General features: G+C 57.7%; 19 protein-coding genes. 18 read left to right on the top strand and 1 reads right to left on the bottom strand.

Annotation, left to right across the window (positions count from 1 at the left end; all coding sequences use genetic code 11):
- Positions 1 to 186: 186 nt before the first annotated feature.
- The 18 genes from rpsB to tilS all read left to right on the top strand — a co-directional run bounded on the left by rpsB (position 187) and on the right by tilS (position 21,065).
- Complete coding sequence (rpsB, locus tag HVA01_RS08895) at positions 187 to 936, top strand: 30S ribosomal protein S2 (protein ID WP_146874957.1); 750 nt, start codon at positions 187 to 189, stop codon at positions 934 to 936.
- A gap of 226 nt (positions 937 to 1,162) precedes the next feature.
- Positions 1,163 to 2,032 carry a translation elongation factor Ts gene (gene tsf / locus HVA01_RS08890; protein WP_146874956.1) on the top strand — a complete coding sequence of 290 codons (870 nt, stop codon included), beginning with the start codon at positions 1,163 to 1,165 and terminating at the stop codon, positions 2,030 to 2,032.
- Between the two features lie 120 nt (positions 2,033 to 2,152).
- Complete coding sequence (gene pyrH / locus HVA01_RS08885) at positions 2,153 to 2,932, top strand: UMP kinase (protein WP_146874955.1); 780 nt, start codon at positions 2,153 to 2,155, stop codon at positions 2,930 to 2,932.
- 4 nt (positions 2,933 to 2,936) lie between these two features.
- A complete protein-coding gene (gene frr, locus HVA01_RS08880; RefSeq protein WP_146874954.1) occupies positions 2,937 to 3,494 on the top strand; it encodes a ribosome recycling factor in 558 nt (185 codons plus the stop codon).
- Between the two features lie 92 nt (positions 3,495 to 3,586).
- A complete protein-coding gene (gene uppS / locus HVA01_RS08875) occupies positions 3,587 to 4,375 on the top strand; it encodes a polyprenyl diphosphate synthase (protein WP_146874953.1) in 789 nt (262 codons plus the stop codon).
- Complete coding sequence (locus tag HVA01_RS08870) at positions 4,368 to 5,198, top strand: phosphatidate cytidylyltransferase (protein ID WP_146874952.1); 831 nt, start codon at positions 4,368 to 4,370, stop codon at positions 5,196 to 5,198. Before uppS ends, HVA01_RS08870 begins: the two co-directional genes overlap by 8 nt.
- Positions 5,195 to 6,403 (top strand): 1-deoxy-D-xylulose-5-phosphate reductoisomerase, encoded by a 1,209-nt coding sequence (gene ispC, locus HVA01_RS08865; protein ID WP_146874951.1) that lies wholly within the window; start codon positions 5,195 to 5,197, stop codon positions 6,401 to 6,403. Before HVA01_RS08870 ends, ispC begins: the two co-directional genes overlap by 4 nt.
- 46 nt (positions 6,404 to 6,449) lie before the next feature.
- Positions 6,450 to 7,808: an RIP metalloprotease RseP gene (rseP, locus tag HVA01_RS08860; RefSeq protein WP_146874950.1), complete on the top strand. Its 1,359-nt coding sequence runs from the start codon at positions 6,450 to 6,452 to the stop codon at positions 7,806 to 7,808.
- 100 nt (positions 7,809 to 7,908) lie between these two features.
- The gene (bamA, locus tag HVA01_RS08855; protein ID WP_371860140.1) at positions 7,909 to 10,260 is read left to right on the top strand and encodes an outer membrane protein assembly factor BamA; all 2,352 of its coding nucleotides are present in this window, start codon (positions 7,909 to 7,911) and stop codon (positions 10,258 to 10,260) included.
- A gap of 58 nt (positions 10,261 to 10,318) precedes the next feature.
- Complete coding sequence (locus tag HVA01_RS08850; protein WP_146874949.1) at positions 10,319 to 10,819, top strand: OmpH/Skp family outer membrane protein; 501 nt, start codon at positions 10,319 to 10,321, stop codon at positions 10,817 to 10,819.
- A gap of 53 nt (positions 10,820 to 10,872) precedes the next feature.
- Positions 10,873 to 11,907: a UDP-3-O-(3-hydroxymyristoyl)glucosamine N-acyltransferase gene (lpxD, locus tag HVA01_RS08845; protein ID WP_146874948.1), complete on the top strand. Its 1,035-nt coding sequence runs from the start codon at positions 10,873 to 10,875 to the stop codon at positions 11,905 to 11,907.
- Between the two features lie 146 nt (positions 11,908 to 12,053).
- Positions 12,054 to 12,497, top strand: coding sequence for a 3-hydroxyacyl-ACP dehydratase FabZ (gene fabZ / locus HVA01_RS08840; protein ID WP_035576564.1), 444 nt, complete (start codon positions 12,054 to 12,056; stop codon positions 12,495 to 12,497).
- Complete coding sequence (gene lpxA, locus HVA01_RS08835) at positions 12,494 to 13,261, top strand: acyl-ACP--UDP-N-acetylglucosamine O-acyltransferase (protein WP_146874947.1); 768 nt, start codon at positions 12,494 to 12,496, stop codon at positions 13,259 to 13,261. Before fabZ ends, lpxA begins: the two co-directional genes overlap by 4 nt.
- A gap of 17 nt (positions 13,262 to 13,278) precedes the next feature.
- A complete protein-coding gene (lpxB, locus tag HVA01_RS08830; protein ID WP_146874946.1) occupies positions 13,279 to 14,451 on the top strand; it encodes a lipid-A-disaccharide synthase in 1,173 nt (390 codons plus the stop codon).
- Positions 14,441 to 15,088 (top strand): ribonuclease HII, encoded by a 648-nt coding sequence (gene rnhB / locus HVA01_RS08825; RefSeq protein ID WP_174787772.1) that lies wholly within the window; start codon positions 14,441 to 14,443, stop codon positions 15,086 to 15,088. Before lpxB ends, rnhB begins: the two co-directional genes overlap by 11 nt.
- A gap of 67 nt (positions 15,089 to 15,155) precedes the next feature.
- Entirely contained in the window at positions 15,156 to 18,671 is a 3,516-nt protein-coding gene (gene dnaE, locus HVA01_RS08820; protein WP_146874945.1) for a DNA polymerase III subunit alpha, read from the top strand.
- 125 nt (positions 18,672 to 18,796) lie between these two features.
- Positions 18,797 to 19,753, top strand: a complete 957-nt coding sequence (locus HVA01_RS08815) for an acetyl-CoA carboxylase carboxyltransferase subunit alpha (RefSeq protein ID WP_146874944.1) — start codon at positions 18,797 to 18,799, stop codon at positions 19,751 to 19,753.
- Positions 19,734 to 21,065 carry a tRNA lysidine(34) synthetase TilS gene (tilS, locus tag HVA01_RS08810; RefSeq protein ID WP_146874943.1) on the top strand — a complete coding sequence of 444 codons (1,332 nt, stop codon included), beginning with the start codon at positions 19,734 to 19,736 and terminating at the stop codon, positions 21,063 to 21,065. Before HVA01_RS08815 ends, tilS begins: the two co-directional genes overlap by 20 nt.
- Here the strand turns inward: tilS and ppx are convergent.
- Positions 21,040 to 22,593: an exopolyphosphatase gene (gene ppx, locus HVA01_RS08805; protein WP_146874942.1), complete on the bottom strand. Its 1,554-nt coding sequence runs from the start codon at positions 22,591 to 22,593 to the stop codon at positions 21,040 to 21,042. The two genes, tilS and ppx, sit on opposite strands and share 26 nt — an antisense overlap.
- Positions 22,594 to 22,834 lie beyond the last annotated feature (241 nt).

The raw sequence follows: 22,834 nt of genomic DNA, 5'->3' as shown, positions 1-22,834 counted from the left end.
GCACGCTGAAGGGCGGGGCAATGAATCTGTAGTATGCCACTAAGGGGCGTACTACTTAACGACCAAGCCTTAAAAACACACATGCACCGGCACATGGTCCCGGGTGCCGCTGGCAGCGTCTAACGTCGTCAACGGTCGGATCCATGGGGTGCGTGGAGGCCTAACCCGAGTTTTAGGAGTTTTACCATGTCTCACGTTAATATGCGTGACCTGCTTAAAGCAGGCGCTCACTTCGGTCACCAGACTAAGTACTGGAACCCGAAAATGAGCAAATATATCTTCGGCGCGCGTAACAAGATTCACATCATCAACCTTGAGCACACCCTTCCGGCGCTGAACGAAGCGGTCGATGTGATCGAGAAGATGGCGGCATCCAACAACAAAATTTTGTTTGTTGGCACCAAGCGCAGCGCTAGCAAGGTAATTAAAGAAGAAGCCAACCGTGCCGGTCAGCATTTCGTCAACCATCGCTGGTTGGGCGGCATGTTGACTAACTTCAAGACCATCCGTCAGTCGATTAAGCGTCTGCGTGATCTTGAAGCCATGCGCGAAGACGGTACCTTCGAGAAGCTGACCAAAAAAGAAGTGTTGGTGGCGACTCGCGAGCAGGACAAGCTTGAGCGTTCTATCGGCGGTATCAAGAACATGGGCGGCCTACCGGACGCACTGTTCGTCATCGACGTTGACCACGAGCGCATCGCGATCAACGAAGCCAACAAACTGGGTATCCCGGTTATCGGCGTGGTAGATACGAACTCCAACCCCGATGGCGTTGACTACGTGATCCCCGGCAACGATGACTCTATCCGCGCTATCCAGATCTACGTAAAAGCGATTGCGGATGCTTGCGGTCGTGCCAAAGAAGGCAACGCTGAAGAGTTTGTTGAAGTGACCGAAGAGGCCGCTGCAGCTGAAGACAGCACTGCCGCTGAGTAATGCAGCAGTGGGTGCGGTAAGCTGGTGTGCCGCATCGTGTTAAAGGGGGCTATGTCCCCCTTTTCCGCTACAGGCTCCCACTATAGGTGGAAGCGTCTGGGCGGAACGAATTTGCCGGTGACACGTGCCGGCCCCGCAGCGCAGAGTGATACATGATGGTCATTTATCATGCCTATACTCTGTGTTGCGTCTTACTCTCATAGAATCATTTCAGAGGTGAATTCTCATGGCAGCTATTAGCGCCTCTCAGGTCAAGGAACTTCGCGAACGTACCGGTCTCGGCATGATGGAGTGTAAAAAAGCACTCACCGAAACCGACGGCGATATCGAAGTTGCCATCGAAAACCTGCGCAAAAACTCAGGTCTAAAAGCGGCGAAAAAAGCTGATCGCATCGCCGCTGAAGGTGTTGTGGTCACGCGCGTAGCGGAAGACAGCAGCTACGGCGTAATGGTTGAAATCAACTCCGAGACTGACTTCGTTGCCCGTGATGATAATTTCATTGCGTTTGCCGACAAAATCGCCGCCGCTTTCTTTACGGCCAAAAGCGATGACGTTGCTGCCGTAATGGCGGGCGCGCTGGAAACAGCGCGCGAGCAGCTGGTTCAGAAAATCGGTGAAAATATCGGCGTTCGTCGCGCCGCTGTTGTCAGCGCCGCCGAGGGTGGCATAGTGGGCGAATACGTCCATGGTGGCCGCATTGGCGTTCTGACCGTTCTGACTGGCGGCACTGCAGACGTCGCGAAAGGCGTTGCCATGCACGTGGCAGCGATCAATCCGACGGTTGCCCATCCTGCTGATATGCCTCAAGAGCAGTTGGATGAAGAAAAAGCCATTATCCTGGCACAGCCGGATATGGCCGGTAAGCCGGAGCAAATCGCTGAGAAAATGGTCCAGGGTCGCTTGAAAAAATACCTGGCAGAAAACAGCCTGACCGAGCAGCCGTTTGTTAAAGACCCGAACCAGACTGTCGCTGAGTTCGTCAAAGCGGCGGGCGGCGAAGTGGTTGGCTTCACGCGCTTTGAAGTTGGCGAAGGTATCGAGAAAGAAGAAGTCGACTTTGCTAAAGAAGTGATGGAACAGGCTGGCCGTCGCTAGGGCCAGAAGTTTCAGAAAAAGATGGCGTGCGCATTAGCGCACGCCTTCGCGTATCCGGCCCTGGTATAACGTGGGGCTGCCCCGCCTGCCTGTGTTCAGGTCTGCCTCAGGAGAGATGCCATGTCACGTGATGTTCAAGAGTCCGCCCCCCACGTAGCGCCCAGCAAAAGCAGCGCTGAGAGTTCGAAGTCGAAATACAAACGTATTTTGCTCAAGCTTTCTGGCGAAGCATTGATGGGTGAACACGAGTTTGGTATTGATCCCAAGGTGCTTGATCGGATGGCCCTGGAGATCGGCCAGCTGGTGGGTATTGGCGTGCAAGTCGGTATCGTGATTGGCGGTGGTAACCTGTTCCGCGGTGCGGCACTCAATGAAGCCGGCATGGATCGTGTCACCGGTGATCATATGGGCATGCTGGCCACCGTGATGAATGCGCTGGCGATGCGCGACGCCTTAGAGCGTTCTAACATTCGCTCACGGGTGATGTCGGCGATTCCCATGAGCGGTGTGGTAGAGCACTATGATCGGCGTACCGCCATTCGCTACTTAACCTCAGGGGATGTGGTGTTGTTCTCTGCAGGCACAGGCAATCCTTTCTTTACGACTGATTCAGCCGCCTGTTTGCGTGGCATTGAAGTGGACGCCGATGTGGTTATCAAAGCGACCAAGGTCGATGGCGTCTACAATAAAGACCCAGTAAAACATCCAGATGCTGTGAAGTACGACCAGCTCTCTTACGACGACGCCCTGGATCAAAAGTTGGGCGTGATGGATTTGACCGCTATCTGCCTGGTACGTGACCATAATATGCCGGTGCGGGTATTTGATATGAATAAGCCTGGTGCCCTACTGAACATGGTCGTAGGGGGCAAGGAAGGCACGCTGATATACAGAGGGTAATAACGTGATCAACGATATTAAGAAAGATGCTGAGTCGCGCATGAAAAAAAGCGTTGAGGCGCTGCACAGCAACTTCAACAAAATTCGTACCGGGCGAGCTCATCCGAGTATTTTAGACGCCGTGACGGTGGAGTATTACGGCAGCCAGGTGCCGCTTAGCCAAGTGGCGTCGGTTAACGTTGAAGATGCGCGTACGCTGAGTATTGTGCCGTGGGAACAGGGCATGGTGCCGAAAATTGAAAAGGCTATCATGACCTCTGATCTTGGCTTGAACCCGGCCAGCGCCGGCACGGTGATTCGGGTACCGATGCCGATGCTCACCGAAGAGACCCGTAAAGGGTATATCAAGCAGGCGCGTAGTGAAGCAGAAAACGCCCGTGTTGCGGTGCGCAACGTACGCCGCGATGCGAACGGTGACTTCAAGTCGTTGTTAAAAGATAAAGACATCACCGAAGATGATCAGCGCCAAGGCGAAGATGACGTTCAAAAGCTGACCGATAAATATATCGCTGAGATCGATAAAGCGTTGGCCGCCAAAGAACAAGACCTTATGCAGGTGTAAGCCTGTGCGTTATTCAGCCGCGGGCAGCTTAGGCTGCCCGTTTTGCCACACTTTGGCTGGTTTTTTATGACTGACTTTTGGTGCGAGAACCCATGACGTCACCGCAGTTTCCTAACGAACAGCCGGGCGACGCCTGCACGCTTCCTTCGGCCGGGGAGGCTCCACCGTCTCACGTGGCCATTATTATGGATGGCAACAACCGCTGGGCGCGCGCGCGCGGTCTTTCGGGGGTGCGTGGTCATCGCGCTGGGGTGGAAGCCGTTCGCGCGGTGATTCAGCGGGCGGCCGAACGCGAGGTGAAAACGCTCAGCCTGTTTGCCTTCTCCAGCGAGAACTGGAAGCGCCCGGCGGCGGAAGTCAACGCGCTGATGGAGCTGTTTTTGATGGCCCTTAAGCGCGAAGTCAAAAAGCTCAATGAGCGTAATGTGCGCCTCTCGATTGTTGGCGAGCAGCAAGGCTTCTCCCACGCGATCCAAAAGCATATCCAGCGCGCTGAAGCGTTAACGGCGGACAACACGGGTATGCATTTGGTGATTGCCGCCAACTATGGCGGCCAGTGGGATATTGCCCGCGCCGCGCGCAGCTTGGCTGAACGAGTGGCGGCCGGGGAGTTAGCCCCTGCCCAGATTGATGAGGCGTGCTTTGATGCCGCGATGGGGGGGGCTGACGTGCCGCCGGTAGATTTGTGTATTCGCACCAGCGGCGAACAGCGGCTATCCAACTTTATGCTCTGGCAGCTAGCCTATGCCGAGCTGCACTTCTCATCGCTACTATGGCCCGATTTTGGCGCGGACGCCTTTGATTCGGCGTTAAACGAATTTTGTCAGCGACGTCGCCGCTTTGGCATGACCGACGAACAAATAGAGGCGCAAGGTGCTTAAACAGCGGATTATCACCGCAGCCTGGTTGGTGCCTTTAACGCTAATCGGCCTGTTTGGATTACACGGCGGCGCCTATGCGCTGTTTACGGCGGTCATTGTGCTACTCGGTACTTGGGAGTGGACCAATCTGGCCGGGGTCGCCCGCTCGTCACAGCGCGCTCAGTTAGTCGCTATAATGGCGCTTTTAATGCTGGGAATGTGGCTGACCGATGCCGCCACGAGCGTTTGGCCGCTGTGGCTGGCCGCCGTTGGCTGGTTAGCCAATTTCTATTGGGTTATCCGTTACCCCGCAGCGGGGCAGCAGTGGCAGGCCACCGCGCGGCGTCTGTTGATGGGCCTATGGGTCCTGCTGCCGTGCTGGGTGGGGTTTAACGTCCTGCGTGAAAGCGGTGCTATATGGTTGCTGTTCGTATTGCTGTTGGTGTGGTGTGCGGACATTGGCGCCTATTTTGTAGGGCGCCACTGGGGGCAGCGCAAATTGGCGCCCCAGGTGAGCCCGGGTAAATCCTGCGAAGGTGTCTTGGGCGGCTTAGCGGCAACCGCTGTCCTGGCCATTTTGTTTACGCTGTGGTTGCCACTGGGTGGACTTGGCAGTATTGCCCTGATCCTGGTCACAGCAGTGGTCACCTTGGCCTCAGTGCTAGGCGATCTGCTGGAAAGCATGCTCAAGCGCTACCGCAATATTAAAGATTCGAGCCAGCTGTTACCTGGGCACGGTGGGATTCTGGATCGTGTTGATAGCCTCACCGCCGCGATTCCGTTGTTTGCCCTGTTCTATGTTGAAGTGCTTGTCCAGCTACTTGACCGGGTGCAGCCACTATGAGCCATCAGCCGACACAACGACCGGTTCAGCGCGTGACGGTGCTTGGATCGACTGGGTCTGTGGGCACTAGCACGCTGGATGTGATTGGCCGCCATCCCGACCGCTATAGCGTCCATGCCCTCACCGCGCATACCTCCAAAGAAGCCCTGCTCGCTCAGTGTTTGGTGCACCGGCCTGCGGTGGCCGTGCTGGATATTGAAGCCGATGCCGTCTGGCTGCGCCAAGCGCTTAAGCGGGCTGGTCTGCCAACCGAGGTCAGCGCCGGCCCAGAGGCTCTCTGTGAAGTGGCCCGCGACGAAAGCGTTGACTGTGTGATGGCGGCGATCGTAGGGTCGGCGGGCTTGCTGCCCGCATTGGCCGCTGCTGACGCGGGCAAGCGTGTGCTATTGGCCAATAAAGAGGCGCTGGTGATGAGCGGCGCGCTGTTTATGGAGGCCGTTGCCCGCTCTGGCGCGACACTATTGCCAATTGATTCCGAACATAATGCCATTTACCAGTGTCTACCGGCGCAGCATCGCGGCGGTTTGGCGCGCCACGGCGTCACCCAGCTGCTGTTAACCGCCTCTGGAGGGCCGTTTCGCACGTGGTGTCAGGCGGATATCAATCAGGTCACTCCCGAGCAGGCCTGCGCTCACCCTAATTGGTCAATGGGGCGTAAAATATCGGTGGATAGCGCCACGCTAATGAATAAAGGTTTGGAACTTATTGAAGCTTGCTGGCTATTTGATGCCATGCCCGAACAGATTCAAGTGGTGGTGCACCCGCAAAGCGTGATCCACTCCATGGCGGCGTACCAAGATGGCTCGGTGATTGCGCAGTTAGGCAATCCTGATATGCGCACCCCTATCGCCTACGGGCTGGCGTGGCCAGAACGTATTGCTGCGGGTGTCGAAACGCTGGATCTTTTTCAAGTGGCGCGGCTAGATTTTGAAGCGCCCGATGAAGCTCGCTTCCCCTGTTTGGGGCTTGCTCGGGCAGCGATGCAGCAAGGGGGCGGAGCGCCGGTGATCCTCAATGCGGCCAATGAAGTGGCCGTTGAGGCCTTTCTGCAGCGGCGGCTCGGCTTCACCCAGATCGGCCAGCTGGTCGCGGAGGTCCTGTCGCGCCCTTCGCAGAGCCATGCTGACAGCCTGGAAAGTGTATTAGCAACCGATCAATGGGCGCGACAGCAGGCGCTAGAGCTGGTAACAAGGTGGTCCGCTTAAGCATTTGCTGGGCAGGGCGTTAAGAGCTGAGCGTAAGGAGTGCAGTGTGGGCCTGATACAGAATATTTTAGCGGTCGTTGTCGTGTTGGGTCTCTTGGTGACCTTCCATGAGTTTGGCCACTTTTGGATGGCGAGGCGCTGCGGGGTCAAAGTGCTGCGCTTTTCGGTGGGGTTTGGTAAGCCGCTGTGGTCGCGGGTAGACCGTCAAGGCACCGAGTATGCCATTGCCGCGATTCCACTGGGTGGCTATGTCAAAATGCTCGATGAGCGCGAGGCGCCGGTACCCGAAGAGCAGCTCGACCAGGCGTTTAACCGCAAGACAGTGTGGCAGCGTATTGCTATTGTGGCCGCCGGGCCTATCGCTAACTTTTTGCTCGCGATTGTGGCCTACTGGGCGCTGTTTGTAGCGGGCACCACGGTGTTGTCGCCGATGGTCGGCAGCGTCGAGCCTGGCTCACCGGCAGAACAGGCCGGGTTGGCTCACGGTGACGAGATCGTGGCTGTCCAGGGCGATACGATGCGCTCCTGGGAAGATGTTAATCTGAAGCTGGTATCGATTATTGGCTTTAGCGGCGAGCTGGCGATCGGTGCGCGCCCCGAAGGGGCGAGTGACGCTCAGCGCTATGAGTTGGCCGTCAGCGATTATCTCGTTCGCCAGGACCCGCCGCAGCCGCTGCAGACGCTGGGTATTACCCCTTGGCAGCCAGACTTTCCAGCCGTTTTAGGCCAAGTAGTGAGCGGGGAGGCCGCGGAAAAAGCAGGCCTGGAAGCGGGCGATAGAATGCTGGCGGTTAATGGCGAACCAGTGGATGATTGGATGCACTTCGTTAATATGGTGCGAAGTAGTCCAGGTGAAACGCTGCAGCTCACCTATGAGCGTAACGGCGAGCAGTCGAGTGTTGATTTAACCCCCGGCCGAAACCGCCTGGATACCGGGGTTGAGATTGGCTATATCGGTGCGGGTGCCCAGCAGGTTGAGTGGCCCGCCGAGTTTCAGCGGGAAATTCGTTATGGCCCTATTGACGCTGTCGGCCAGGCATTGTCACGCACTGGCGAGATGACGCTACTCACCATCGATGCTATCCGCAAGATGTTGGTCGGGCTGATTTCGCCTTCCAACCTGTCGGGGCCGATTACCATTGCGCAGGTATCCGGGGATTCAGCCCGCGCTGGCATGAACGCTTTTGTGGGCTTTATAGCGTATCTTTCGATCAGCCTGGGGGTGCTTAATTTGCTACCCATTCCGGTGCTCGATGGTGGTCATTTGCTGTATTACTTTATCGAGGTTGTGCGTGGACGACCGGTATCTGAAAAAACGCAAGCGGTAGGATTGCGCATCGGGCTTGCCATGGTCGGCACCCTGATGTTGATGGCCCTCTATTTTGATCTGATGCGCCTGTGGTAACGACGCGTGTAGCGCGCAGGATGCCTTGTCATCTGCCTGCACAAATGTATATGGTGCCTTTCTGGAATAATAGGCAGACCAACGCGAGCGAATTGACTGCATGAAAATAAAGACCCTTGGAATGGCGGTACTCTTGCTGGCAGGCGCCAGCGGCGCCCAAGCACAATCCTTTGATGTTTCAGACATTCGAGTAGAAGGACTACAGCGGGTATCAGCCGCCTCGGTCTTCAACGCATTTCCAGTCAGTGCCAATGAGCGCGTCAGCGAACAACAGCTGGCCGAGGCTGCACGTGACCTCTTTGCGACGGGGCTGTTTGACGATGTTTCGCTAGCACGCGAGGGTGATGTTCTTGTCATTCAAGTGGTTGAACGGCCGACCATCGCACGGCTACAGATTAGCGGTAACGATCAGATATCCGAAGAAGATTTGCGTACGGGCCTGCGTCAGTCAGGGCTCTCTGAGGGCCAAGTGCTCGAACTCTCGACCCTGGAAGAGATCCAGCGCGAGCTGGAGGGCGTCTATCAATCACAAGGTCGCTACAGCGCCAGCATCGATACTGAGGTAGAGGAAGTTGATGAGGGCCGCGTTCAGGTCAACATCAATATCAACGAAGGCGAAGTCGCTAAGATTCGTCAGATCAATATCGTTGGTAACGACGCCTTTGACGACGAAACCCTACGCAACGTCTTTGAGCTAAACGACCGGCCGGGGCGTTTCTTCGGCTGGTTTTCTAGCGATGAATACTCCCGCGAAGCGCTATCGGGCGATATTGAGCGGCTACGGTCCTATTATTTGGACCGCGGCTATGTCAATTTTGATATTACCTCGACCCAGGTATCGATTGGCCCCGAAAAATCCGACATCTTTATTACCCTCAACGTGGATGAAGGCACCCAGTACCGCGTTGGCGACATCCGTTTCGCAGGCGACCTGAAAATCAGTGAAAATGAAGCCCGCCAGCTGCTCACCGTCGAAGAAGGCGAGATATTTTCGCGTGCGGACGTCAACACCTCAACCGAAGCTCTGCGTCAGCGCTTGGGTGCCGAAGGCTTTGCCTTTGCCGATGTGCAGGGCATGCCGGAAATGGCCGATGACGGCGAAACCGTCGATCTGGTGATTGCCGTTGACCCCGGTAATCGTGCCTATGTGCGGCGTATTGAATTCTTTGGTAACACCACGACCCAGGACGAAGTGCTGCGCCGTGAAATGATCCAGTTGGAGGGCGCACCAGCCTCTACCGACGCCATCACGCAATCGCGTCAGCGCCTGGAGCGCCTCGGTTTCTTTAGTCAGGTCGAAGTGGATACCCAGCCTGTTCCAGGTGAGCCCAACCTGTTGGACGTTACTTATAACGTCGAAGAGCAGCCTTCTGGCTCGGTCTCCGCGAGCGTGGGTTTCTCGCAGAGTGCCGGGGTGATTTACGGCGTGGGCCTGTCGCAGAACAATTTCCTGGGCACGGGTAATCGCGTCAATCTGGGCGCTCAGCGCAGCGATACCTTTACCAGCGTCAACTTTGGTTTCACCGATCCCTACTGGACGCTCGATGGCATTTCCCGCGGTTATAATCTGTTCTACCGCGAGACCGATTATGCCGATTCGGATATCTCAACCTACTCGACGGATGCCTATGGGGCCGGTATCAACTTTGGGTACCCGATCAGCGAGCTGTCGCGATTGAATTTCGGTGCCAATATCGAAGACCTGTCGATTAAAACCTACTTCGATACGGCTTCAGAGATCCGCCGCTATGTGGAAGATCAGGGGGAAGATTCGCAAAGTCTGAAACTCACCGCTAGCTGGACGCGTAACAACCTTAACCGGGGCATTATGCCAACCGATGGCAGCTATCAGCGCCTATCGCTGGAAACCGGTGTGCCGGGCAGCGATGCGGAGTACTACAAGCTGCGCGCGCGCGCCCAGCAGCTGTTCCCGATGAACGATGATGAGTCCTGGGCATTCAAGTTTACCGGCAACGTCGGCTATGCCGATACGTTGGGGGGCAGCGATCCGTATCCCTTCTATGAAAACTTCTACGCCGGTGGTTTAGGCTCGGTACGTGGCTTCACGTCCAATACGTTGGGTCAGCGCACCACGCCAGCCCGCGAAGGCGGGCGTGATCGTACCCTCGGCGGTAACGTCTCCATCGAAGGCAGCGCCGAGATCATTTTCCCGCTGCCGTTTATTGAAAATCAGCGCTCGCTGCAAACATCGCTGTTTCTGGACGGTGGTAACACCTTCTTAAGCTCTTGCTACGATGTGCTTGATGAAGACGCAGATCGGCAGCGGTGTAATTCCGGCGTTGATTTAGGCAATTTACGCTACAGCGCCGGCATCGGCCTCTCGTGGCTGACGCCCGTGGGTCCGCTGACGTTTAGCGTTGCCGAACCCTTGAACGATGAGAGCGGCGACGACACCCAGTTCTTCCAGTTCTCACTGGGACAATCGTTCTAATTTTGCTAGACCGCGCGCCATGACGGCGCGCGCTAGCGTGATCTAAGGAGATAATAGGATGTGTAAACTGACAGCGGCTGTATGCCTGTTAGCGGCGATGATTTTGCCTGCTCACGCGGCGGAAGTGGCGGTGCTTGACTGGCGAGCAGCGCTGATGAATACCCAGTCCGCCCAGGAGTCGCTAAGTAGGCTGGAAGGGCAAATTGGCAACCAGCAGCGTGAAGTGCAGAGTCTGGGCAATGAGCTTCAGCAGCTTCAGCAGCGCCTGCAGAACGAAGGCGAGACCATGGCGCAGTCGCAGCGCGAGTCGCTGATTAGCGAGTTACAAGAGAAAGGCAGTCGCTTTGAGCAACGTCGCCAAGAGGTCATGCAGGCGCAGCAGCGTTCTGAACAGCAGTTTTTAGAAGGTGCCGAGCCTAAGCTTGAGCGCGCCGTCGAGCAGGTGCTGGAGCGTCATGGTATTGACGTGCTGGTAGAGCCTCAAGGGGTGCTTCACTCCGGGGTCGATCTACCCAATGTGACCGACGAAGTTACCCAGATATTTGATACCCTGAACTAAATTTAAACGACGATGGGTGTGGCTTAGCCACACCAATGCTTCCCTGGGTTCCCATGACGCACACTTCTCATCAGCTTACCCTTGCCGATATTGCGAACCATCTAGGCATCGCTTTTAGCGGCAATACGCAGCAGCCGATCCGCGGCCTGGCAACGCTGAAAGACGCGCAGCCGGACCAAGTGGCTTTCCTGGCCAATCGCGCCTACCTGAAAGATTTGGCGACGACGCAGGCAGCAGCGGTGTTACTGCACCCTGAGCACGGCAAGCACTGTCCGGTGCCACGCCTGGAAATTGATAATCCCTACCTGGGCTATGCCCAGCTGTCGCAGCTATTTGATCCGCTGCCAGCGCGGGACATCGTTGGCATTCATCCCACGGCAGTCGTGGCAGAGGATGCTCAGCTAGGCGCCGATGTCTGTATTCAAGCGCACGCCGTGATTGAAGCAGGTGCGGTGCTGGGCGACCGCGCCGTCATTGGGGCAGGCAGTGTTGTTGGGGCCGATAGCATTATCGGTGAAGCAACGCGTCTGCATGCCAATGTCACTGTCTGCCATGGTGTGGTGGTGGGTAAGCGAGCCATTCTGCAAAGTGGCTGTGTCATCGGTGGCGACGGCTTTGGCTTTGCCCACGACGGCGCAGGCTGGCATAAAATTGCCCAGCTAGGGGGGGTGGTGCTCGGCGATGATGTGGAAGTTGGCAGCTGTTCCAGCATCGACCGGGGTGCGCTGGGGGATACGGTGATTGGCAATGACGTTAAAATTGATAGTCAGGTACAAATTGCCCACAACGTCACCATTGGCGACCACAGTGCCTTGGCAGGCTGTGTCGGCATTGCCGGTTCTACCAAGGTCGGCAAGCACTGTATGCTGGGCGGTGGCGCAGGTTTGTCCGGGCATCTAACCATCTGCGACGGTGTTCAGGTGACGGGAATGAGTTTGGTCACCAACTCCATCCACACGCCTGGGATTTACTCCTCGGGCACTGGCGCTATGGCCAACACCCAGTGGCGAAAAAACGCAGTGCGTTTTAAACAGCTCGACGACATCGCTAAGCGCTTGGCAAGATTGGAAAAAAAGCAGCGTGATTAATGCATGCTGAATGAAAACTGCCCCCTTGGCTTGAGGCTAACTAGCAAAGCGTTATAATCCACTGCCTTTTTGCCCGCCGGCGTGCTGGTGTTTGCCTGAGTCCCTTTAGGGATTCCAGGGTTTTTGTCATTTTAGAGGTCGCTACGATGGTTATGGATATCAATGAAATTCGCGAGTACTTGCCCCACCGCTACCCGTTTTTGCTGGTGGATCGAGTAACACAGCTTGCCATCGGTGAATCCATCGTTGCGTATAAGAATGTCAGCATCAACGAGCCCTTCTTCAACGGCCATTTTCCCCATCACCCGATCATGCCCGGGGTGCTGGTAATCGAAGCCCTGGCCCAGGTATGCGGCATTCTTGGCTTTAAAACGGTAAATAAACTGCCGGCCGATGGCTACGTCTACTATCTAGTGGGCAGCGACAAAGTGCGTTTCAAACGTCCGGTGATGCCCGGTGACAAGCTCACCTTGGAAGCCGACGTGATTAAAGGTAAACGCGGTATCTGGAAATTTGCCTGCCGCGCCAGCGTTGATGGTGAATTGGCCTGCGAAGCGGAAATTATTTGTGCAGAGAGGAAGGTGGCTTGATACATCCTACTGCTCTGGTCGACTCGACGGCGCGCCTTGCCGACGACGTTGAGGTCGGCCCTTTTAGCATTATTGGCCCTGACGTCACCATTGGCGCAGGCTCGGTGATTGGCCCGCACGTGGTGATTAAAGGCCCCACCACGCTGGGCAAACGCACGCGTATCTTTCAGTTTGCCTCGGTGGGCGAAGACTGTCAGGACAAAAAATACGCGGGCGAGCCGACGCGGCTAGTCATGGGTGACGACAATGTCATTCGCGAAGGCGCCACGATCCATCGCGGCACGGTTCAGGATCGCAGCGAAACCACCATTGGTTCGCGCAATCTGTTGATGGCCTATGTGCACGTGGGTCACGACTGCGTGATTGGTAACGACTGCATCTTGGCTAATCAGGTTACCCTGGCGGGCCATGTGACGGTTGGCGATTACGTTATTCTGGGCGGTCTGGCGGCGGTACATCAGTTCTGCCATTTCGGCGATCACGCCATGGCCGGCGGTGGCTCGATTATCACCAAAGACACCCCTGCCTATATCATGATTAATGGCAACCCGGCCGAAGCGCGGGGGCTTAACCTGGTGGGTTTAAAGCGGCGTGGTTTTAGCCACGAAGCGATCAGCGCGCTCACCGCCGCGTATAAAATGGTCTATCGCCAAGGGCTAACCACGGAGCAGGCGCTTGTCGAAATGCGCAGCCGTTTTGAACTGCCTGAGGTCGAGCACTTTGCCGCCTCCATTGAGCGTTCGACTCGCGGTATCACCCGCTAACCGATGCTAACCACCTTATGACCCTGCAACGCGTTTACCTCGTGGCCGGGGAGCTTTCCGGCGATATACTGGGTGCGGGCCTGATGCGTGAACTCAAAGCCCACCATCCGGATGTTGAGTTCCGTGGTATTGGCGGGCCGCGCATGCAGGCGGTAGGCATGCAGAGTCGCTTTCCGTTAGAGACCCTCGCGGTAATGGGGCTGGTGGAAGTGCTTAAGCACCTCCCCGAACTGATCCGCGTGCGGCGCACCCTAAAAGCCGAAGCGTTGGCCTGGCAGCCGGATATTATGCTCGGCATCGATGCGCCCGACTTCAATTTGGGCCTGGAACGCCAGCTTCGCGAAGCGGGTATTATCACCGCCCACTACGTGAGTCCTTCTGTATGGGCGTGGCGCCAAGGGCGGGTAAAAGGCATTGCCAAGTCAGTCGATGGCATGCTGACACTGCTGCCTTTTGAAGCCGCCTTTTACCGCGAGCATCGTGTCCCCGTTGCGTTTGTGGGTCATCCGCTGGCCGACGAAATGCCGCTGGAGAATGACCGTGCTGCCACGCGCCAGGCCCTGGAGCTCGCGCCTGATAGCCAGGTATTAGCGCTGTTGCCGGGCTCGCGGGCCAATGAAATCCGTTTTTTGGGCGCGACCTTTCTGGCCGCCGCGGAACAGCTCTGCCAGCGCCACCCCACGCTGAAGGTGGTGATCCCCGCAGCGACGGCTGATCGTCGCCGCGAAATCAGCGCCCTGCTTGCCAATTACCCGCTGTTGGCGGCGCGCATAACGCTGCTGGATGGCTTGGCCCGCGAAGCGATGGTGGCCAGCGATATCGTGCTGTTGGCGTCTGGCACCGCCGCGCTGGAAGCCATGCTGTGCCACCGCACCATGCTGGTGGCCTATAAAATGGCACCGATGACGCATTGGCTGGCCAAGCGAATGGTCAAAACCCAGTGGGTCTCACTGCCCAACTTGATTGCGCAAGAAACCCTGGTGCCCGAATTGATACAAGAGGCCGCCTCACCGGAGGCGATTGCTGATCAGCTAAGCGCCATGCTGGCGGATGATGCAAGCCGCCATGCCTTGGAAACACGCTTTGCCGAGATGCATGCCACTCTCCAGCGCAACGCCAGCCGTCGCGCTGCCGAGGCGGTCAGCCTCCTTGCCGCAGGTCAGCCGCTGGAGACGGGTTATGACAAATAAGGGCCTGGCCATTGAGCGCTGGCTGATTGAGCATAAGGATTTTCCAACCCTTGAGATTGCCTATAATGGAGAGCGGCTGGCGGGGGTGGATGAAGTGGGTCGCGGGCCGCTGATAGGCAGTGTCGTCGCGGCGGCGGTCATTCTCGATCCCGCTCAGCCGATTGAGGGTCTTACCGACTCCAAAAAGTTGACCGCGCGAAAACGTGAAGCGCTGGATAGTCAGATTCGCGAGCGGGCGTTAGCCTTTGGCGTGGCAGAAGCCAGTGCTGCTGAAGTAGATACACTGAATATTTACCATGCCACGCACTTGGCCATGCGTCGCGCTATTGATGCGCTGGCGCCCGTGGCGGAATATCTACTCGTGGATGGCAACAAATTACCTGGGCACCTACTGCCCGGCCAAGCCGTGGTGAAGGGCGATTCACGCCACTGTGCCATTGCCGCCGCGTCGATTTTGGCTAAAGTCGCTCGCGATGCCCAAATGGTAACGCTGGATATGCGCTACCCTGAGTATGGCTTTGCGCGCCATAAGGGTTATCCCACCAAAGAGCACCTCGCCGCACTGGCAGTTCATGGGCCTTTGCCAGACCACCGGCGCAGTTTTGCGCCCGTTCAGCGTCAGTTAGCGCTGCTTTAAATCCGTTCTTTTTTTGCTGAGAATGTTACCAATTTGTTGAGGGTGTTATGAAGTCAGCGAGAGCGTCATGACGGTTCCGTTCGTTCATTTACGTTTGCACAGTGAATACTCCCTGGTCGATGGCTTAGTGAAGCTAAAATCGCTGGTCAGCACCACGGCTGAGCGGGCGATGCCAGCACTGGCCTTGACCGATGAAACCAACCTGTTTGGCCTGGTGAAGTTTTATAAAGCCGCCCAGGGGGCGGGGTTGAAACCGATTATCGGCAGCGATTTATGGCTGCAGAATCCCCATGACGAATCCCACCCTTACCGGCTAACGCTGCTGGCGATGAACGAGGTGGGTTATCGCAACCTGACCGAGTTGATCTCGAAAGGCTGGACCCATGGCCAGCGCCAGGGGCGGGCCATTCTCGATAAGCAGTGGGTGCTTGAACAGAACGAAGGGCTGATTGCACTCTCCGGGGCCCGTGAGGGCGAGATTGGCCGCCACCTGCTGTCCGATCACGAACAGGACGCGCGGCTGCTGCTCGAAGAGTGGCAGGCGGCATTTCCCGAGCGCTTTTACCTGGAGCTCGTTCGCACCGGGCGTCCGCTGGAAGAGGTTTGTGTCCATGCCAGCGTCAAGCTGGCCATTGAAACAGGCACGCCGGTCGTGGCGACCAACGACGTGCGCTTTCTTGAGCGCGACGATTACTGGGCCCACGAGACCCGGGTCGCCATCGGCGAAGGCAAAGCGCTGGATGACCCGCGCCGCGAACGCCGCTACAGCGAAGAGCAGTACCTAAAAAGCCCCGACGAGATGGCAGCGCTGTTCTCCGATATTCCCGAAGCGCTGGAAAATAGCGTGATGATCGCCGAGCGCTGCAGCGTCGACGTGCGGCTGGGCGAGATTTTCCTGCCTGAGTTTGGCATTCCTGAAGGCATGACCCAGGATGAGTTTTTCCGCAAGGTCTCTCACGACGGCCTAACGGATCGCCTCGACTTTCTGTTTCCCGCGCAGCGTTACCCTCGCGACAGCGATGAGTATCAGGCGATCGACCAGCGCTACCGCGACCGGCTGGAGTTCGAGCTCAACGTTATTATCCAGATGGGCTTCCCTGGCTATTTCCTGATCGTGATGGACTTTATCCAGTGGGCCAAGGACAACAGCGTGCCGGTAGGCCCGGGGCGCGGTTCGGGTGCCGGTTCGCTGGTGGCCTACGCACAAAAGATCACTGATTTAGACCCGATTGGCTACGATCTACTGTTCGAGCGTTTTTTGAACCCCGAGCGTGTCTCCATGCCCGACTTTGACGTCGATTTCTGCATGGAGAAGCGCGACAAAGTCATCGAGTATGTCGCCGAGCGTTACGGGCGTAACGCGGTCTCCCAGATCGTCACCTTTGGCACCATGGCGGCGAAAGCCGTGGTGCGTGACGTGGCCCGCGCCCAAGGTCGCCCCTACTCGCTGGGCGACAAGCTCTCCAAGCTGATTCCTTTTGAAGTCGGCATGACCCTGGCCAAGGCGATTGAGCAGGAGCCGGCGCTCAAAGAGTTTATCGGCAACGACGAAGAAGCCGAAGAAATCTGGGAAATGGCGCTCAAGCTAGAGGGCACCACGCGGGGCACGGGTAAGCACGCCGGTGGCGTGGTGATTGCGCCGACCAAGTTGACCGACTTTTCGCCGCTGCTCTGCGATGAAGACGGCTCCGGCTTGATGGTTCAGTTCGATAAAAACGATATCGAAGAAGCCGGGCTGGTCAAGTTTGACTTCCTGGGCCTGCGTACGTTGACGATTATCGACTGGGCCCTGGAGATGGTCGATAAGGTGCGTAGCGTTAACGGCCAGGGGCCGCTGAGTATCGAAAGCATCCCGTTGGATGACGCGCCTACCTTTGAGATGCTCAAGCGCGCTGAGACCACGGCGGTTTTCCAGCTTGAGTCCCGCGGCATGAAGGAGCTGATCAAGCGCCTGCTGCCCGACTCCCTGGACGATATGATCGCTCTGGTGGCGCTGTTTCGCCCCGGCCCGCTGCAGTCGGGCATGGTGGATGACTTTATCAACCGTAAGCATGGCCGCGCGGAAGTCTCTTATCCCCACCCGGATTACCAGCATGAGTTGCTGAAGCCGGTGCTGGCGCCCACTTACGGCATCATTCTCTACCAAGAGCAGGTCATGCAGATCGCTCAGGTCATGGCGGGCTACAGTCTCGGTCAGGCCGATATGCTGCGCCGCGCCATGGGTAAGAAAAAACCCGAAGAGATGGCCAAGCAGCGCGACGGCTTTATGGAGGGTTGTGCCGCCAACGGTGTCGATAAAGACCTGGCCGGCAATATCTTTGACCTGGTGGAAAAATTCGCCGGTTACGGCTTTAACAAGTCGCACTCGGCCGCCTACGCGTTGGTTTCCTACCAAACCGCGTGGCTAAAAGCCCACTATCCAGGGCCCTTTATGGCGGCGGTTATGTCCACCGAAATGGACAACCTGGATAAAGTGGTGCCGCTGATTGAGGAGTGCCGTAACCTCAAACTCACCGTGACCCCGCCGGATGTCAACGTCGGTGGCTACAAGTTCACCGTGGATACCGACGCGCGCGTGGTGTATGGCCTGGGTGCGATTCGCGGCGTGGGCGAAGGCCCCATTGGCGCCATTGTCGAAGCCCGTGAGGCAGACGGCCCGTTTAAGGATATCTTCGACTTTTGCCGTCGTATGGATCCGAAGCGGATGAATAAACGCACCTTGGAGGCGCTGATTCGCTCCGGTGCGCTGGATAAGCTGGGGCCCAATCGCGCCGTTCTGTTCGCGGCCATGGAAGACGCGCTCAAAGCCGCCGCGCAGAACCACACTAATCAAAACCTGGGCATGCTGGACATGTTCGGGGACGCGTTTAGCACCGACGCAGAGGCAGACGAAGGCGACAGTAACGCTTACGCCGAGTATATCCATGCCCGGGAGTGGACCGATCGCGAACGGCTCTCAGGCGAGAAAGACACCCTGGGGCTTTACCTCACGGGCCACCCGATCGACGAGTACGAGCGGGAGCTAAAGCGTTTTGTGTCAACTCGAATCAGCGATCTAAAGCCCTCCCGTGACCCGCAGCGGGTGGCGGGGCTGGTGGTCGGCGTGCGCACCATGAAGTCCAAGCGCGGCGATACCATGGCGTTTATTACCCTGGATGACCGCACCGGGCGTATTGAAGCCTCGCTGTTCGGCGAGCTATTTGAGCAGCTGCGCGGGCAGATTGAGGCCGATCAGGTGCTTATCGTCGAGGGCGAGGTCTCCAGCGATGAATTCTCTGGCGGCCTGCGGCTGCGCGGTAAAGACGTTACACCGATGGTGACGGCGCGTATTCGCTACGGCCAAGCAGTGGAGCTGGCGCTGGACGCGGGGCAGATCAATGGGCGCTTAATTGAGAGCCTGCGCGACAGTTTGTCCCCTTATCGCGATGAGGCGGGGCTGCCGGTGCGTTTGCAGTACCGCCATCCTTCGGCGGTGGCCTGGCTGGAACTCGCCGATGAGTGGAAGGTCTCGCCCAGTGACGACCTGCTGCTGGCGCTGCGGGATGTCCAGGGCCAGACAGGTGTACAACTGCGTTATCGTTAAAAGGCGATAGGGCAGGCGATAGGGCAGGCGATAGGGCAGGCACTCACCTTGCGTGGCAGGGTCAGGGTGCGATAATACTTATTTTGATCAGGCTTGTTTTTTCAAGCAGCTTACAGGCAGAGCCGATGAATCCTAATTATCTCGATTTTGAACAGCCGATTGCCGAACTTCAGGCAAAAATTGAGGAGCTGCGGTTAGTCAGCTCCGATAGCCAAGTCAACCTTTCCGACGAGATTGCTCGGCTGGAAGAGAAGAGCCGCAAGCTGACGGAATCGATCTTCAAGGATTTGACTCCCTGGCAGGTTTCGCAGATTTCACGGCACCCCCAGCGGCCCTATACGCTGGACTACCTTGAGCACGTGTTCACCGACTTTGATGAACTTCACGGTGACCGCAACTTCGCCGATGATGCGGCGTTGGTGGGCGGGATTGCCCGCTTGAACGATGCCCCGGTGATGGTCATTGGCCACCAAAAAGGCCGCGACGTCAAAGAGAAAGTGCGCCGTAACTTCGGCATGCCACGCCCTGAAGGCTACCGTAAAGCGTGTCGCCTGATGGAAATGGCCGAGCGATTTAAAATGCCGGTGCTGACCTTTATCGACACGCCGGGCGCCTACCCCGGCATCGACGCCGAAGAGCGCGGTCAGTCAGAGGCCATCGCCTACAACCTGGCGGTGATGTCGCGCCTGAAAACGCCGATTATCTCGACGGTGGTGGGCGAAGGCGGCTCCGGCGGGGCGTTGGCGATTGGCGTGTGCGACGAACTGCAAATGCTGCAGTACTCCACCTACTCGGTGATCTCGCCGGAAGGCTGCGCCTCAATTCTGTGGAAAAGCGCTGAAAAAGCTTCCGAAGCGGCCCAGGCCATGGGGATTACCGCCGAGCGTTTAAAAGAGCTGGGGTTTGTCGATTCGCTGATCAAAGAGCCGCTAGGCGGGTCCCATCGCCACCCGCTGACGACCGCTGAGCGGGTTAAAGAAGCCCTGTCAGCGAGCCTTGAACGTTTGCAGGCGATGGACACCGACGCACTGCTGGAGCGTCGCTACAAGCGTTTAATGAGCTATGGCGCCCCCACCGCTTAATAGACTCCAAGGCCTTCTCAACGACGCCCTGGCGGAAACCCCGCCGGGGCGTGCTGTTTGGGTGGCACTCTCGGGCGGCCTGGATTCCTGTCTGCTGCTCGCGTTAGCCGCCCAGGTCTGTGAACAAGCAGACCGCCACCTGCGGGCCATCCACATTAATCACGGCCTCCAGGCGGCGGCAGAGACATTCGAAGAACACTGTCAAACACTCTGCGAGCGTTTGAACGTACCCCTAACGGTGGTCAATGTAGCGGTGGAAGCGCACGGCGAGGGCATTGAAGGCGCCGCCCGCAACGCCCGCTATAAGGCTTTTTTTGCCACTCTTTCCGCGGGCGATACGCTGTGGCTGGCCCAGCACCAGGATGATCAGGCGGAAACCTTTCTGCTTGCCGCCCTGCGCGGCAGCGGGTTGCGCGGCCTGGCGGGCATGCCTTTGCGGCGCGACGCCCAGGGCATTGCCCTGATGCGCCCATGGCTGAGCGTGCGCCGAGCAGAGCTTGAAGCAGCGGCTGGGCTGCTCGATTTGAGCTGGTGCGATGACCCCACCAATCGCGATATTAGCCTTGACCGCAATCGCCTGCGCCACCGGGTGCTGCCAGCACTCCGTGAGCGCTGGCCTAGCGCCGCTGCCGCCTTGGCGAACAGCGCAGAACATGCCAGTGAGGCCGATACGTTACTGCGCGAATACGCCCAAGAAGAGCTGCAAACCCTGCTGGTCGGTAGCCAGTATCTTGATAGCCTGAGCATCGACGCGACTGCGCTGGGCGAGCGCTCCCGTTCGCGCCAGCGGCTGCTGGTGCGCACTCTTTGCCAACAGCAGGGCTTGCCGACACCGCCGCAAAAGCGCTTGGAAAGCCTGTTGGATCAACTCACAGCCAAGGCGGATGCCGAGGTATGCGTTGAGTGGTCGGGCGCTCAGGCGCGCCTATGGCGACAGCGGCTCTATCTAATGGCGCCGCTGCCAACGCTACCGCCCTGGGCGGTTAGCTGGGACGGCCAGGCGCCACTTGAGACACCGCTAGGGCCGTTAGGCTGGCAGGTGATGCTGTCTCCACCAGGCGCTCAACATTCTTGCTACGCGCAACGACTGCAGGCGACCTGGCGACAGGGGGGCGAGATGATGCAGCTGGCGGGGCGGGGGCGGCGCGACCTTAAGCGGCTGCTGCAAGAGGCCGAGGTGCCGCCTTGGGAGCGCGAGCGGCTGGTGGTTATTCATCAAGCGGAGGCGTGTATTGGGGTAGTCCGCCCCCCTGCCCAGCTACTGTGGCAGGCCGAGGGGGTGGTGTTTACTCGCCAAGCGCCGCCTGCTTGATCGTAAGTTTGAACCCCGCCGCTTGCATATAGGCCTGCTCCTGCTCCAAATCGGTGCTCAGCAGGGTGGGTTCATCGCCGTTGGTCAGGGTAATCGTTAGGCTGTCGGCGTCGGCGCTTATCGCAGGGAGCGGTGGGGCGGTTTCCGGCCGCGAGTGATTCAGCAGCACCGCTAAACGCAGCAGGCGCGCGAGCTTTGCAGTGACCTCTTGCTGTGCTTTAGGCAACGCCTGCCACTCTTTGAGCGGAAATTTGCGCCGATGGGCGCGTACTAAAAACGCCAGCTGGCGCTGTTCAGGGCGTGAAAAACCGGCGAGGTCCGAGTGCTCCAGCAGATAGGCACCGTGGCGATGAAACTGGCTATGTGAGATGGCCAGGCCGATTTCATGCACGTGGCTGGCCCACTGCAAATAGCGCGCTTGATCAAGGTTTAGCGACCAGGCATGGCGTACCTCATGAAATAAGCGTTCGGCGGTGTCAGCGACGTTGGCCCCTTGGCGGGTATCCACATCGTAGGTGCGCTTTAGCGACTCAAGGCTTTTCGAGCGCGAATCCTCTGCGCTATTGCGCCCGGCCATGTCGTAGAGCACGCCTTCGCGCAGCGCGCCATCCGAATAGCGCATCTGAGTTAAATCAAAGGCTTCAAAAATTGCCTCCAGGATAGCAATCCCCGCCGGAAAGACTTTAGCGCGATCGGCCTTAAGGCCATCCAGCTCGACTTTATCCAGCTGTTTACACTTGATTAGCCGCTCACGCAGTTTCTTTAGACCGCTGTGGGTAATCAATCCTTCATGCGGGGTGTCGCCGTAAGCATGTAGCACGCTAGCGGCTGCTTTGATGGTGCCGCTGGATCCCACCGGGTCATCCCACCCCAAACGCTGGTAGGGGCGCTGAATGTTGGCTAGTTCCGACAGGGCGGCTAGCTCGGCGCGGCGCATGCGTTTTTCGTTTAACTCGCCGTCGGCGAAGAAGCGCCGAGAAAAGGTCACGCAGCCCATGCGCAGGCTTTCCAGCGCTTTGGGTTCAAAGGCTTCGCCGATGATAAATTCGGTCGATCCTCCGCCGATATCGACAATCAGACGACGGCCATTTTCGGCCAGGGCGTGGGCGGCGCCTAGATAGATCAGTCGGGCCTCTTCGCGGCCAGCAATAATCTCGATGGCGTGGCCTAACTGGGCCTCGGCACGCTCGATAAAGGTTTGGCTATTGTCGGCATCGCGCAGCGCGTTGGTGCCGACGATACGCAGGTTGGCGTTGGTAATGTCGCTTAAAAACGGTGCAAAGCGGCCCAGGCAGTCCAGTGCGCGCTGCATGGCGTCTTCGCTGAGCAGGCCGTTATCGTCTAATCCCGCCGCCAACTGCACTTTTTCGCCCAGGCGTGCCACCACCTGGAGACGCTCGTGCTGGTAGTTGGCCACCAGCAGGTGAAAGCTGTTCGAGCCCAGGTCAATAGCGGCGAAGCGCTGGGGGGCACTGCTATCACTCTCAGCGTTGGCGTCGGCAATGGGGAGAGAAATGTCCTTGGGCATGAGCTATCCTTCGTGTTGGCTGTGCCAAGGTTGCGGTGACCTTTATCCATTGTCAATTGCCAAAGGCTTGCGTTTGTCGCGGGGCTTGACTAACATCGAGCTACTGGCTTGATATGACCTGGTTAATTAGCGTGTCCATAAGCTCGACGCTGTTGGGATTGAGCAATATTTTAGACAAGTAACATTTTAGATAAGTTGCTTAGGAAAATAATCTTGCATGCGTCGTTCAAGTACGGCACCT

The organism is Halovibrio variabilis, assembly GCF_007991175.1.
GTDB classification, from domain to species: Bacteria; Pseudomonadota; Gammaproteobacteria; order Pseudomonadales; family Halomonadaceae; genus Vreelandella; species Vreelandella variabilis.
Note: the sequence above shows the minus strand (reverse complement) of the source record. Positions and strands in the feature narration are given on the sequence as shown.

Coding starts and splice junctions, on each gene's coding strand:
- rpsB (WP_146874957.1), top strand. CDS start 187: ATGTCTCACGTTAATATGCGTGACCTGCTTAAAGCAGGCGCTCACTTC.
- tsf (WP_146874956.1), top strand. CDS start 1,163: ATGGCAGCTATTAGCGCCTCTCAGGTCAAGGAACTTCGCGAACGTACC.
- pyrH (WP_146874955.1), top strand. CDS start 2,153: ATGTCACGTGATGTTCAAGAGTCCGCCCCCCACGTAGCGCCCAGCAAA.
- uppS (WP_146874953.1), top strand. CDS start 3,587: ATGACGTCACCGCAGTTTCCTAACGAACAGCCGGGCGACGCCTGCACG.
- ispC (WP_146874951.1), top strand. CDS start 5,195: ATGAGCCATCAGCCGACACAACGACCGGTTCAGCGCGTGACGGTGCTT.
- bamA (WP_371860140.1), top strand. CDS start 7,909: ATGAAAATAAAGACCCTTGGAATGGCGGTACTCTTGCTGGCAGGCGCC.
- HVA01_RS08850 (WP_146874949.1), top strand. CDS start 10,319: ATGTGTAAACTGACAGCGGCTGTATGCCTGTTAGCGGCGATGATTTTG.
- lpxD (WP_146874948.1), top strand. CDS start 10,873: ATGACGCACACTTCTCATCAGCTTACCCTTGCCGATATTGCGAACCAT.
- fabZ (WP_035576564.1), top strand. CDS start 12,054: ATGGTTATGGATATCAATGAAATTCGCGAGTACTTGCCCCACCGCTAC.
- lpxB (WP_146874946.1), top strand. CDS start 13,279: ATGACCCTGCAACGCGTTTACCTCGTGGCCGGGGAGCTTTCCGGCGAT.
- rnhB (WP_174787772.1), top strand. CDS start 14,441: ATGACAAATAAGGGCCTGGCCATTGAGCGCTGGCTGATTGAGCATAAG.
- dnaE (WP_146874945.1), top strand. CDS start 15,156: ATGACGGTTCCGTTCGTTCATTTACGTTTGCACAGTGAATACTCCCTG.
- HVA01_RS08815 (WP_146874944.1), top strand. CDS start 18,797: ATGAATCCTAATTATCTCGATTTTGAACAGCCGATTGCCGAACTTCAG.
- tilS (WP_146874943.1), top strand. CDS start 19,734: ATGGCGCCCCCACCGCTTAATAGACTCCAAGGCCTTCTCAACGACGCC.
- ppx (WP_146874942.1), bottom strand. CDS start 22,593: ATGCCCAAGGACATTTCTCTCCCCATTGCCGACGCCAACGCTGAGAGT.